The following is a 12,692-nucleotide window of genomic DNA, read 5'->3' as shown; positions in this document are numbered from 1 at the left end:
GCCCCTACCCGCCCGCTCGGTCGCATGACAGTCTGGACGCATGAAGAATCTGATCGTGCGGTTCGCGTCGCTCTACGTCTTCAACGTCGTCGTGCTGCTCGTGATCGGCTGGCTCACGCCCGCGAGGGTGGGCCTGCACGCGCTGTGGGCGTCCGTGATCCTGACTCTGGCGACGCTCCTCCTCAAGCCGATGCTGAACAAGGCCGCCACCTCCCTGTCGGCCGGCGGCACCAAGGTCGTGCAGTACCTCGCCGTGTTCGTGGTCGAGTTCCTGATCTGGCTGCTCACGGTCTGGCTGAGCGGCGTGCGCGCCGGGAACCTCTGGGGCTGGATCATCCCGCCGGTGATCCTGCTGATCGGCTGGGTCGTCTACGACCAGATCGACGACGCGCTGTCCCGCAAGGCCGGCGAGCTGTACGACGCCGCCGGGGCGAAGATCTCCGGGTCCCGCCGCGGATCCGCCTCCCCTGCTTCGTCCACCGCGGCCGCTTCGTCCACCGCGGCCGCTTCGTCCACCGCTTCCTCGCCGGCGGCCGCCGCAGGGCGTGAGGAGCTCAAGGACGGCCTCACTCCCGAGCAGCGCCGGATGCTCGACGAGCTCGGCTGACCTTCGGCTCTCCGTACGCAGAACGGGCGGATCCGACCTGTCGTCGGATCCGCCCGTTTCGTTCGTGCGGGCTCAGGCCGCGGTGCGCTCCGCGGCCTCGACCACGTTCGTCATGAGCAGCGCGACCGTCATCGGGCCCACGCCGCCCGGGTTCGGCGAGATCCAGCCGGCGACCTCTGCGACCGCCGGATCCACGTCTCCGTGGACCTTGCTCTTGCCGGTCTCCGGATCCGTCTCGCGCGTCACGCCCACGTCGAGCACCGCGGCGCCGGGCTTGACGTCGGCGGCGGTGATGAGGTGCTTGACGCCGGCACCGGCGACGATGACGTCGGCCTCGCGCAGGTACGGCGACATGTCGGGCGTTCCCGTGTGCACCTGGGTGACGGTGGCGTTGATGTCGCGGCGCGTGAGCAGCAGCCCCATCGGGCGTCCGATCGTGACGCCCCGGCCGACGACCACGACGTGCTTGCCCTTGAGGTCGTAGTCGTTGCGCAGCAGCAGCTCGATCACGCCGCGGGGCGTGCAGGGCAGCGGCGTGCGGATCGGCGCGTTCACGTTCAGCACGAGCCGGCCGAGATTGGTCGGGTGCAGGCCGTCGGCATCCTTCGCGGGGTCGATCCGCTCGAGGATCGCGTCGGTGTCCAGGTGCTTCGGCAGCGGCAGCTGCACGATGTAGCCGTGGCACGCCGGATCCGCGTTGAGCTCGTCGATGACGGCCTCGACCTCGGCCTGCGTGGCGTCGGCGGGCAGTTCGCGCTGGATCGAGTTCATCCCGATCGCCTCGGACTGCCGGTGCTTCATCCCCACGTACAGCTGCGAGGCGGGGTCCGCCCCGACCAGCACCGTGGCGATGCCCGGGACGATGCCCTTCTCCCGCAGCGCGGCGACCCGCTCTGCGAGCTCTGCCTTGATCTCCGCCGCAGCGGCCTTGCCATCCAGAATCTTCGCGGTCATGTCAACACTCCTTGATACCCTCCGCGGTTCTTATGACCGCGAGACTGCAACTCGGCGACGAGACAGCGCCTCTCGTGCGCACTCTCGTCGCGGAGATGGAGTCTCGCGGTCAGGAAACGGGCCGTGCGCTTACTGCTGCAGGTCCGGGTAGAGCGGGAAGGCGGCCGCGAGCGCGTCGACGCGGGCGCGCAGCGCCTCGACCTCGGCGGGATCCGCATCCACACCGAGCTGCAGAGCGAGGGCGATGACGTCGGCGACCTCGGTGAACTCGGCGTCGCCGAATCCGCGGGTCGCGAGCGCCGGGGTGCCGATCCGCAGACCCGAGGTGACCATCGGCGGACGCGGGTCGTTCGGGACGGCGTTGCGGTTGACCGTGATGTGGATGTCGTGCAGCAGATCCTCGGCCTGCTTGCCGTCGATCTCGGCGTCGCGCAGGTCGACGAGCACGAGGTGCACATCGGTGCCGCCGGAGCGGACCGCGATGCCCGCGTCCTTCACGTCCTGCTGCGAGAGGCGGTCGGCGATGAGGGCGGCGCCGCGCAGCACGCGCTCCTGGCGCTCCTTGAACTCCGGGGTGCCGGCGATCTTGAACGCGGTCGCCTTGGCGGCGATCACGTGCATGAGCGGACCGCCCTGCTGGCCGGGGAAGACGGCGGAGTTGATCTTCTTCGCGATCTCGGGGTCGTTCGTGAGGATGAAGCCCGAGCGGGGGCCGCCGATGGTCTTGTGCACGGTCGAGGAGACGACGTGCGCGTGCGGCACCGGGTTCGGGTGCAGGCCCGCGGCGACGAGACCGGCGAAGTGGGCCATGTCGACCCAGAGCAGCGCGCCGACCTCGTCGGCGATCTCGCGGAACGCGGCGAAGTCGAGGGTGCGCGGGTAGGCGGACCATCCGGCGATGATGACCTTCGGCTTGTGCTCGATGGCGAGGCGGCGCACCTCGTCCATGTCGATGGTCGAGGTCTCCGGGTTCACGCCGTAGGCGACGATGTCGTAGAGCCGGCCGGAGAAGTTGATCTTCATGCCGTGCGTGAGGTGACCGCCCTGGTCGAGGGACAGGCCGAGCAGGGTGTCGCCGGGGCGGGCGATCGCGTGCAGCACCGCGGCGTTCGCGGTCGCGCCGGAGTGCGGCTGGACGTTCGCGAACTCGGCGCCGAACAGCTCCTTGGCGCGGGCGATCGCGAGCTCCTCTGCGACGTCGACCTCCTCGCAGCCCCCGTAGTAGCGGCGGCCGGGGTAGCCTTCGGCGTACTTGTTGGTCAGCACGGATCCCTGCGACTGCAGGACCGAGACGGGGACGAAGTTCTCCGAGGCGATCATCTCGAGGAACGTCTGCTGACGCTTCAGCTCACGGTCGAGGACCTGGGCGATCTCGGGATCCACCTCGGAGAGGGGCGCGTTGAAGAAACGGTCGGTCATGGCATGCTCCTTTGACGGTTACGAAGAGAAGGGTGCTCATCGGCCCAGGCGCGCGGTCGAATCCATGACGGTCGCTCCCCGGTGGTGACCCACCCAGACGCCAGTCGCGACATTCCGAGCCTAGCGGATCGTGATGGGGATCCGGAGGGCGATGACGCCAGGGCGTCTCCGCCCCCCGGCCCGGGCACGGTACGTTTTGTTCATGGTCCTGCATGATGCACCGTCGCTCATCCCGTTCCCCTCCTCCGTCCGACTGGGCGAAGAGTCCGTCCCGCTCCGGTCCGTGCGCCTCACGGGCGACCACGGCGCGGTCGCGCTGCTGCGCGCGGACCTGCAAGCGCTGCTCGGCCGCGATGCGCTGAGCGATACAGGGACCACCGAGATCGCCCTCGGGCTCGACGCGACGCGAGGATCCGCCGAGGGCTACACGCTCGACGCCGGCGCCGAGCGGATCCGCATCACCGGGCACGATGCCGCCGGCCTCTTCTACGGCACCCGCACCCTGCTGCAGCTGCTGCGCCGCGGCGAGCGCCCCGGAAACGCGGACGACGAGTCCGACTGGTCCGTCCCCGGAGTCCGCATCGAGGACGCACCGCGGTTCCGCTACCGCGGTGTCATGCTCGATGTCGCCCGCCACTTCTTCGGCGTCGCCGACGTCGAACGCTGGATCGACCGCGCCGTCTCGCTCAAGTACAACCACCTGCACCTGCACCTCACGGACGACCAGGGCTGGCGCATCCAGATCGACGCGTGGCCGCGGCTCACCGCCGCCGGGTCCGGCGGCGACGCGACCGGCGGACCAGGGGGCTTCTACACGAAGGACGACATCCGCGAGATCGTCGCCTATGCCGCCGCCCGGCACATGACGGTCGTCCCCGAGATCGACCTGCCGGGCCACACCCACGCGATCGGGCTCGGGTATCCCGACCTCGTCGAGCTCCCGGCGATCACCGAGGCGAACGTCACGGAGGCGGCCGCGCTGAACCAGCCGCTGCCGGTGCACGGCGTGCACTACGCGGCCTGGGGCGTGGGGCATTCCTCGGTGAAGATCCACGAGGAGCGCACCTACGACCTCATCCGCGACGTTCTCACCGAGGTCGCCGAACTGATGCCCGGCCCGTACCTGCACATCGGGGGCGACGAGTGCCTCGGCACGTCCGCCGCCGACTTCGCGCTCTTCTTCGAGCGGGCGGGACGCCTGGCCGCGGCGACCGGGAAGACCCCCGTTGCCTGGCACGAGGCGGGCGCCGTCGACGGCCTCGTCACGGGCATGATCGGGCAGTACTGGGGATCCGCCGTGCCGCAGGGCGACCACGCGGCGCACGCCCGTCGCTTCGCGGAGCGCGGCGGCGCGCTCATCCTGTCGCCGTCCGATCGCGCCTACCTCGACATGAAGCCCCGCGCCGACCACCCGCGCGGGCTGGCCTGGGCCGGCATCGTTGCGCTGCGCACCTCGTACGACTGGGATCCCGCGATGGTGCTCGACGGCGTTCCCGCCACGTCGATCCTCGGCGTCGAGGCGCCGCTGTGGACCGAGTCCGTCACCACGCTCGCCGAGGCCGATGGACTCGCGTTCCCGCGCATCGCCGCACAGGCGGAGATCGGCTGGTCGGAGCAGAATGGAGCAGAGCGCTCCTGGCGCTCGTTCCGCGCCAGGGTCGCGCAGCTGGTCCCCACCTGGGAGGCCTCCGGCATCGCCGTCGACCGCGCCGCGCTGGACGACGACCCGGAGCACGACGAAGGCGTCCCGCAGGCCCACACCAACCCCGCATCCGCCCCGAGCACCGAGGAGACCGCATGACCGTCCGCACCGAGAGCTCCGCGCAGGGGTCGCTCGTCATCCATTCCGCCCGCATCGTCTCCGGGGGCTCTGTGGTCGACGACGGCTGGGTCCGGATCGAGGACGGGGTCGTCGCGGAGCGCGGCACCGGTTCCGGCTGGGCTCCCGCGGACGCGGTCGTGGATGCGCGCGAGGCGGCGGGCGCAGGAGCGATCCTGACCCCGGGCTTCGTCGACATCCACGGTCACGGCGGTGCCGGCGCGGCCTTCGACGACGGCGTCGAGGCGATCCGTACGGCCCGCGCGATGCACCGCGCACACGGCACGACCCGCGCGGTCGTCTCGCTGATCACCGCGACCCTCGACGAACTCGCCGAACGCGTCGGCATGATCGCCGACCTCATGCAGACGGATCAGGACCTGCTCGGCTCGCACCTGGAGGGGCCGTTCCTCGACCCGGGGCACATGGGCGCGCACGATCCGGAGCTGCTGCGCGCACCGGCCGCCGCCGATGTGCAGCGACTTCTCGACGCGGGCCGCGGCACCGTGCGCCAGGTCACCGTCGCCCCCGAGCTCGACGGAGGGCTGGAGGCGATCCGCCTCATCGTCGCCGCGGGCGCCGCGGCCGCGGTCGGACACACCGACGCGGATGACGACACGATGCGAGCCGCGTTCGATGCGGGTGCGACGATCCTCACCCACGCGTTCAACGCGATGCGCCCGGTGCACCACCGCAACCCCGGGCCCGTGCTCACCGCCGCGCACGACGAACGGGTGACCCTCGAGGCCATCGCCGACAACATCCACCTGCACCCGCAGGTCATCAAGCTCGTGTTCGACGAGGCGCCGGGACGGGTCGCGCTGGTCACCGATGCGATGGCGGCGGCAGGATCCGCGGACGGCGACTACATGCTGGGATCCCTGCACGTCACCGTCCTCGACGGCGTGGCCAGGGTGGACAGCGGATCGATCGCCGGATCCACGCTCACGCAGGACGTGGCGCTGCGCCGCGCGATCGAGGCCGGCGTCCCGCTGGCCGACGCGGTGCTCGCCCTGACGCGCACCCCTGCGCGGGCGATCGGCGTGGCCGACGAGCTGGGCGAGCTCGAACCGGGTCGCCTCGCCGATGCGGTGCTGCTGACCTCGGACCTCGATGTCGCGGCCGTGTGGACGGGTGCGCCGCTGCGGCACTGACCCGCGTCCTCGACTCGGGCGGGGCCGCCGCTCCCCAGCGGCGGTCCCCTCCCGCAGTCTCCCCAACCCTCCGGTACCCGATCAGAGGATTCCCCATGTCAGAGCGGGTCGGCCCGGAACTCCTCCCCCGAGGTGCCGGGCCGACCCCGCCGGCGGATCCCCATCCGCCGGAGCCTGTGCTCGCCGCCCCCCGGTGGCCTACGCAGACTGTCTCTGACAGGAGAGATGGCGGCGTTCAGGATCCATTACGCGAGTTCGCAAGAATTCTTCAGAAAAGTTTTGAGACGCTGTCTCACGCGCCTCGGAACCGAGTCTGACGCGCGCGGCCCCTGCCGACGACCGGTGATTTCGTTCGCGCCCTGGCGCATTCCCCCCTCGAGGGTGAAGAATGGAGATTCCCGCGTGATGAGAACCAGGGGTTTGCGTCTCTTCTGATGAGCACGCTTCCGACCTGAGAACCGAGAGATGACCGACCACACCATTTCACCGAGCGATGCCGCGCCCGAATCGGCGCGGAGCGACTCCGACCTCGTGCTGCGCACCCGGTCGGGAGACGCAGGCGCCTACGCCGAGCTGTGGCGACGGCACTATGCATCGGGAATCACGGTGGCGCGGTCGATGACGAGCACGTTCGACGCGGACGATCTCGTCCAGGAGTCGTTCGCCAAGATCTATCAGGCCATCCAGAAGGGCGGAGGCCCGACCGGTTCCTTCCGCGCCTACCTCTTCACCAGCATCCGCAACACCGCGGCCGGCTGGGGTCGCGCACGCCGCGAGGCCCCGATCGACGAGCTCGATACCGTCGCCGACCCCGCCTCGACCGACCAGGCGGCGAACGACGCGCTCGACCGCAGCCTCTCCGCCCAGGCCTTCCGCAGCCTCCCCTCGCGCTGGCAGGAGGTGCTCTGGTACTCCGAGATCGAGCAGATGAAGCCGGCCGAGATCGCGCCGCTGCTGGGTATGAGCGCCGGCGCCACGGCTCAGCTCGCCTTCCGCGCGCGCGAGGGCCTGCGCGAGGCCTGGATCCAGGCGCACCTGAGCACCGCCGAGGCGGGATCCGTCTGCGAGTGGACCATCGAGCGCCTCGGCGCGTACTCGCGCGGCAACCTCGGAGTGCGCGACCGCGCCAAGCTCGAGAACCACCTCGGCGAGTGCGCGCGCTGCCTGATCGTCGCGGCCGAGGCCAAGGAGGTCTCGCACCGCCTCGCCTTCGTGCTGCTGCCCCTGGTGCTCGGCATCGGCGGGTCCGGCGCCTACCTCGCGATGCTGCAGAGCGGGTCCGCCCCGATCGTCGCCCTCGCCGCGATGCCCTCGAGCGTCGTCCAGGGCGCCGTCGTGGCCGGTTCCGCCGGCGTCGGCGCGGCCGGGGTCGCCGGTCACGGTGCGGCGAGCGCGGCCGGAGCAGCGGCGCACGGCACCGCAGGCGCGGCGGGCTCCGCCGGTTCCGGAGGCTCCACAGGAGGAGTCGTCGCCGGCTTCGGCGCTCTGGTCGGCGCAGGCTCGGCGGCGCTCGTGATCGCGGGCGCGATCGTCGCAGCGGCCGTGGTGCCGGGGTTCACGGCGAACCCCGCGTCCACTTCGGCCCCCTCCGCCTCGGATCAGGGCGAGTCCGGCATCGTCGCGCAGATGTCTCCGCCGGTCAATCTTCCCGTCTTGCCGCCCGTGCCCGCCCCGGCCCCCGAGCCCGCTCCGCTGCCGGAGAAGCCGAAGCCGATCGTGAGCGTCCCGGTCGAGGTCCCGAAGAACGTGCCGGCGAGCGATCCCACTCCCGTCGTCCCCGTCGAGCCGACCACTCCCGTGGAGCCGGGCAAACCGGGTACGGACCCCGGCACCGACCCTGGAACAGATCCCGGGACGGACCCGGGGACCGACCCTGGAACGGACCCCGGCACCGACCCCGGGACCGACCCTGGCACCGACCCGGGGACCGACCCCGGCACGGACCCCGGCACCGGGCCCTCGTTCGCATGGGGCAAGGCGACCATCGTGGTCGACGACAATCTCCGCACGCACGTCCTGATCCCGCTCACGGGCACTCCCGGCACGACCATCCAGGTCTGGATCAACGGTCGGAAGGCGCGAGGCGACGAGATCGTGCTGGACATCGAGGGCGCCGGCACGGCGGACATCCGTCCGAACGTCGCCGAGATCCTCTCCAACGCCGCCGTGAAGCTGCGCACCGTCGTCGCCGGCACACCGGGTGCCTGGCGGACGACCTCCCTGGCGGAACTGGCAGTGACGGGTTCGACCTCAGACCAGACGCCGACACCGCCGCCGACCACGCCCGCGACGCCCCCTCCGCCCGCGACGCCCCCGGCCGAGACGCCCGGGACCGGCGTCCCCGCCTCTGAGCCGGCGGCTGCGCCGGCCGCGCCTGCTCCGACGGAGCCTGCCCCGGCACCGGCCGAGTCCGTCGCCCCGGCGCCCACCGACCCGGCTCCGGCGCAGACCGAGCCCGCCGCCACCGCCCCCGAGACCGCTGGTCCGGCGAGCACACCGACGACCGCGGCCACGGACGCCCCCGCTGCCCCGGCGGACTCCGCCGTCGCCCCCGCTCCTGGCGCGTAGAATTGTCGGCATGTCCGCCGACACCCCCGCCCAGAATCCCGGAGCGCCCGCGTCGCTCCCCCTGCAACAGGGTGTGCTCCCCCGCGCCACCGCGCTCGACATCGTCCGCGTGATCGTCCTGGTTGCCGCGCTCGCCTCGCTCGTGCTGTGGGGCCTCGCCGCGTGGACGCTTCCGTGGAACCTCGTCGCCGCGATCGGCGCGCCGGTGGTCACGCTGCTGCTGTGGGCCCTGTTCCTCTCGCCGCGGCCCGTGCTGGTCGTGCACCCGTTCGTGCGCGCCGCGGTCGAACTGCTCCTCTACGCGGCCGTGACGGTCGCCTGGTGGACCATGGGCCAGGCCTGGATCGGACTCGGGTTCGCCGTCGTGGCGATCGCGACCGGACTCATGGCCGGCCGCCGCTCCCTGTCCTGAGGCCGCGATGACCGCCGCCGTGCTGGATCGGCTCCGCACCGCGCTGGGCGACCGCGTCGACACCACGGACGCCGCGCTCGAGGCCGCGCGCGCCGACCGGTCGGGTCACGCGTCCCCGACCGCGCCCCTCGCCGTCGTGCACGCGGAGTCGACCTCCGACGTGCAGGCGACCCTGCGCATCGCACAGGAGACCGGCACGCCCGTCGTCGTACGCGGCGCAGGCACCGGACTCGCCGGTGCCGCGATCGCGGGCGCCGGCGAGATCGTGCTGTCCACTCTGCGGATGCGGCGGGTGCTCGAGATCCGCCCCGACGACCTCCTCGCCGTCGTGGAACCCGGGATCCTGAACGCCGAGCTCGATGCGGTCCTCGCCGAACACGGACTCTGGTGGCCGCCGGATCCCGCCAGTCGCGACATCTCGACGATCGGCGGCAACGTCGCCACGGGCGCGGGCGGGCTCCTCTGCGCGAAGTACGGCGTCGTCCGCGATGCCGTGCTGGCGGTCGATCTCGTGCTCGCCGACGGCCGCCTGCTGCACCTGGGGCACCGCAGCGTGAAGGGCGTGACCGGCCTCGATCTCACGTCGCTCGTGATCGGATCCGAGGGCCGGCTCGGCGTGATCGTCGGCGCCACGCTGAAGCTGCGCCGGGTCGTGCAGGGTGCGCCGTGCACGATCGTCGCGACCTTCCCCGGCGTGCGCGATGCGGCGCGCGGATCCGCAGCCGTCACCGCCTCGGGAGCGGAGCCCGCGATCATGGAGCTCATGGACGCGCGCTGCCTCACCGCCGTGCACGCGCTGCTCGAGCTGGACCCGCCGGCCGACGGCGTGGCCCAGCTGACGATCCAGACCGACGGCCGCTCGGCCGCAGTCGAGGCCGAACAGATCGCGGCCGTGCTGCGCGCGGCGGGCGGCACCGTGACCGTGACCGACGACCCCGGCCGCGGCGAAGAGCTCCTGCGGATCCGCCGGTCGATGCACGCCGCCATGGCCGCGCTGGGCACTACTCTCATCGAGGACGTCTCGGTGCCGCGCAGCGCGCTGCCGGAGATGTTCGACGAGATCGCGCGCATCGAGCGGGAGTACGGGATCGAGATCCCCACGGTCGCGCACGCCGGCGACGGCAACCTGCACCCGAACTTCATCGTGCAGACCCCCGAGATCCCCGCGCGCATCTGGCAGGCGGCCGACGATCTGTTCCGCGCCGCGATGCGGCTGGGCGGCACGCTCACGGGCGAGCACGGCATCGGGACGCTGAAGAGCCGCTGGCTCGCCGAGGAGCTCGGCGAGGACCAGTGGCAGCTGCAGCGCGACATCGTCCGGGCGTTCGATCCGGCCGGAGTCCTCGCCCCGGGAAGGGTCTTCGCACCCCGCACCGCAGAGCCCGACACCGCAGCGCCGAACAACACAGAGGAACCCCATGCCTGACATCCACGTCTCCGCCGCCATCATCACCGACGCCGCAGGACGCGTGCTGGTGGTGCGCAAACAGGGCACGGAGCGGTTCATGCAGCCCGGCGGCAAGCCCGAAGCGGGCGAGACGGCCGCACAGACCCTCACGCGCGAGCTGCACGAGGAGCTCGGCCTGCGGATCGACGAGGACGCCCTGCGTCCGCTCGGCGTCTTCGTCTCCGCGGCGGCGAACGAGCCGGGTCACCGCGTCGTCGCGACCGCGTTCGCCACGACCGCCGAACCCGAGGACGTGCAGGTGCAGGCCGAGCTGGCCGAACTGCGCTGGATCACCCCCGCCGATGCGGAGTCGCTGCCTCTCGCCCCGCTCAGCGAGGAGCACCTGCTCCCGATCGCGTGGCCTGGGCTCCTCTCCGGTCGCTGAGCGCCCTTCGTCTCGCTGCGCTCGCTCAGGGACCGATCCATGATGCGCTCGCTCAGGGACCGACCCATGATGCGGTCGTTGAGCGCCCTTCGTCTCGCTGCGCTCGCTCAGGGACCGATCCATGATGCGGTCCCTGAGCGAGCCGAAGGCGAGACGAAGGGCGGTCAGATCCCCTGCCAGGCCGGCTTGTTGGCGAAGGTGTAGCGGTAGTAGTCCGCGAGCCTGAGCTTGGACGCGGCCGCCTCGTCGACGACCACCGTGGCGTGCGGGTGCAGCTGGATCGCCGAGGCCGGCATGATGGCCGAGAGCGGGCCCTCGACGGCGTCCGCGATGGCCTGCGCCTTGCCCTCGCCATAGGCGAGCAGGACGAGGTGGCGGGCCTCCAGGATCGTGCCGAGGCCCTGGGTGATGCAGTGCCGCGGCACCTGGTCGAGCGCGTCGAAGAAGCGCGCGTTGTCCTTGCGCGTCTGCTCCGTGAGCGTCTTCACCCTGGTGCGCGATGCGAACGAGCTCCCCGGCTCGTTGAAGCCGATGTGGCCGTCGGTGCCGATGCCGAGCAGCTGCACGTCCACCCCGCCCGCCGCACGGATCTTCGCGTCGTACTCCGCACCCGCGTGCTCGATGCCGTCCTCGGATCCGTCCGGAACGTGCACGAGAGCCGGCGTGAGCCCCAGGGGCTCGACGACCTCACGGGTGATCACGGAGCGGTAGCTCTCCGGGTGGGAGGGATCGATGCCGACGTACTCGTCCAGGGCGAAACCGCGCACGTGCGAGACGTCGACGCCGTCGAGCCGGGGGCGCAGGGCGGAGTAGACCGGCAGCGGAGTGGATCCGGTCGCGAGCCCGAGCACCGCGTCGGAGCGTCGGCCGATGAGCCGGGCGATCTCTGCGGCGACCAGTTCGCCGGCGGCGATGGAGTTCTCGACGATGACGACTTCGGCCATGGATGTTCCCTCGTGTGTGTCGGTGACGTGGATTCGAAGATGCGGGTTCGACGCGGCGCGGCGATCAGACGAGCTCGGCGGGCAGCCGCGCGGCTCCCACCAGGGCGGCGCCGAGCGCTGCCGCCGGGGATCCTGCCGGCAGCAGTTCGATCCTCTCATCCAGATGCAACGAGCCGATGAACGGCGACTCCGCGCCCTCCTGGCGCAGTCGGCGCACGATGTCGTCGAGCAGGCGGTCGCCGAGGGCCGTGACTCCGCCGCCGATCACGACCGTCTCGACGTCGGCGCTCAGCACCAGGCTGCGCACGGCGGACGCCGCCCCGAAGGCCACGCCCTCGCGCAGCTCGAGGGCGAACGCGTCGCCGCGCTCCGCGAGATCGAAGACGTCGCGGAGCGGCAGTTCGCCGCCGCGCCCCCAGGCCTTGCTGACGGCGCCTCCCCCGCAGAAGGTCTCGATGCAGCCGCGCTGACCGCAGCCGCACACCCGTCCGCGCGGGTCGACCGAGAGATGTCCGACCTCGCCGGCCGTGCCGTGGGCACCGCGCCACAGCGCGCCGTCGATCACGATCCCCGCCGCGACCCCTGTGCCCAGGTTCAGGTAGGCCATCGAATGCGCATCCCCGCGCAGGGATCCGGCGCCGAGGGCCGCGGCCTTCACGTCGTTCTCGACGGAGACGGGCACGGGCAGCCGGACGCGCACGGCGTCGGCGAGGTCGAGCTGGGTCACTCCGAGGTTCACGGCGTGCAGCACGCGCCCGGCGTCGGCGTCGATCAGGCCCGGGATCCCGATGCCGACGGACGCCACGTCCGCGACCGGGAACCCGCCTTCGCCGGCCAGCGCCTCGATCGCGTCGTGCACGGCGGACACGACCGCGTGATCGCCCCAGCCCGTGGGGATGCGGGTGCGGGCGAGGATCGCCCCGTCCGCCGCGAGGGCGAGCGCGTCGATCTTGGTGCCGCCGACATCCAGGCCGACGCGGATC

At 71.9% G+C, this 12,692-nt stretch carries 11 protein-coding genes and 1 riboswitch; of the genes, 7 read left to right on the top strand and 4 right to left on the bottom strand.

Going from position 1 to position 12,692, the window contains the following annotated elements; genetic code table 11:
- Positions 1-40: 40 nt before the first annotated feature.
- Entirely contained in the window at positions 41-607 is a 567-nt protein-coding gene (locus CQ044_RS06090; RefSeq protein ID WP_105687640.1) for a hypothetical protein, read from the top strand.
- 72 nt (positions 608-679) lie between these two features.
- Here the strand turns inward: CQ044_RS06090 and CQ044_RS06085 are convergent, their stop codons facing one another.
- Positions 680-1,561 (bottom strand): bifunctional methylenetetrahydrofolate dehydrogenase/methenyltetrahydrofolate cyclohydrolase, encoded by an 882-nt coding sequence (locus CQ044_RS06085; RefSeq protein ID WP_105687639.1) that lies wholly within the window; start codon positions 1,559-1,561, stop codon positions 680-682.
- Between the two features lie 129 nt (positions 1,562-1,690).
- Entirely contained in the window at positions 1,691-2,980 is a 1,290-nt protein-coding gene (glyA, locus tag CQ044_RS06080; protein WP_105687638.1) for a serine hydroxymethyltransferase, read from the bottom strand.
- Positions 2,981-3,015: 35 nt separating this feature from the next.
- A riboswitch (ZMP/ZTP riboswitch) is annotated at positions 3,016-3,098 on the bottom strand.
- Positions 3,099-3,182: 84 nt separating this feature from the next.
- Between glyA and CQ044_RS06075 the strand changes: the two genes are divergently transcribed.
- The 6 genes from CQ044_RS06075 to CQ044_RS06050 all read left to right on the top strand — a co-directional run bounded on the left by CQ044_RS06075 (position 3,183) and on the right by CQ044_RS06050 (position 10,765).
- Complete coding sequence (locus CQ044_RS06075) at positions 3,183-4,781, top strand: beta-N-acetylhexosaminidase (protein WP_105687637.1); 1,599 nt, start codon at positions 3,183-3,185, stop codon at positions 4,779-4,781.
- A complete protein-coding gene (gene nagA / locus CQ044_RS06070) occupies positions 4,778-5,953 on the top strand; it encodes an N-acetylglucosamine-6-phosphate deacetylase (RefSeq protein ID WP_105687636.1) in 1,176 nt (391 codons plus the stop codon). The genes CQ044_RS06075 and nagA overlap by 4 nt, the downstream gene beginning before the upstream one ends.
- A 465-nt stretch (positions 5,954-6,418) precedes the next feature.
- Positions 6,419-8,521 carry a sigma-70 family RNA polymerase sigma factor gene (locus CQ044_RS06065; RefSeq protein WP_105687635.1) on the top strand — a complete coding sequence of 701 codons (2,103 nt, stop codon included), beginning with the start codon at positions 6,419-6,421 and terminating at the stop codon, positions 8,519-8,521.
- Positions 8,522-8,531: 10 nt separating this feature from the next.
- Complete coding sequence (locus CQ044_RS06060; RefSeq protein ID WP_105687634.1) at positions 8,532-8,933, top strand: YrdB family protein; 402 nt, start codon at positions 8,532-8,534, stop codon at positions 8,931-8,933.
- A 7-nt stretch (positions 8,934-8,940) separates the two neighbouring features.
- A complete protein-coding gene (locus CQ044_RS06055; RefSeq protein WP_105687633.1) occupies positions 8,941-10,359 on the top strand; it encodes an FAD-binding oxidoreductase in 1,419 nt (472 codons plus the stop codon).
- On the top strand, positions 10,352-10,765 hold the full coding sequence (locus CQ044_RS06050; RefSeq protein WP_105687632.1) for an NUDIX domain-containing protein: 414 nt from the start codon (positions 10,352-10,354) through the stop codon (positions 10,763-10,765). The genes CQ044_RS06055 and CQ044_RS06050 overlap by 8 nt, the downstream gene beginning before the upstream one ends.
- 164 nt (positions 10,766-10,929) lie before the next feature.
- On the opposite strand, the gene nagB is transcribed toward CQ044_RS06050, so the two are convergent.
- A complete protein-coding gene (gene nagB, locus CQ044_RS06045) occupies positions 10,930-11,709 on the bottom strand; it encodes a glucosamine-6-phosphate deaminase (RefSeq protein WP_105687631.1) in 780 nt (259 codons plus the stop codon).
- Between the two features lie 64 nt (positions 11,710-11,773).
- Positions 11,774-12,691, bottom strand: coding sequence for an ROK family protein (locus CQ044_RS06040; RefSeq protein ID WP_105687696.1), 918 nt, complete (start codon positions 12,689-12,691; stop codon positions 11,774-11,776).
- Between the last annotated feature and the right edge of the window lies 1 nt (position 12,692).

It is taken from the genome of Microbacterium sp. MYb64, from assembly GCF_002979495.1.
In the GTDB taxonomy this organism is placed as follows: Bacteria; Actinomycetota; Actinomycetes; order Actinomycetales; family Microbacteriaceae; genus Microbacterium; species Microbacterium azadirachtae_A.
This window is presented reverse-complemented; position numbering and strand designations above follow the sequence as displayed.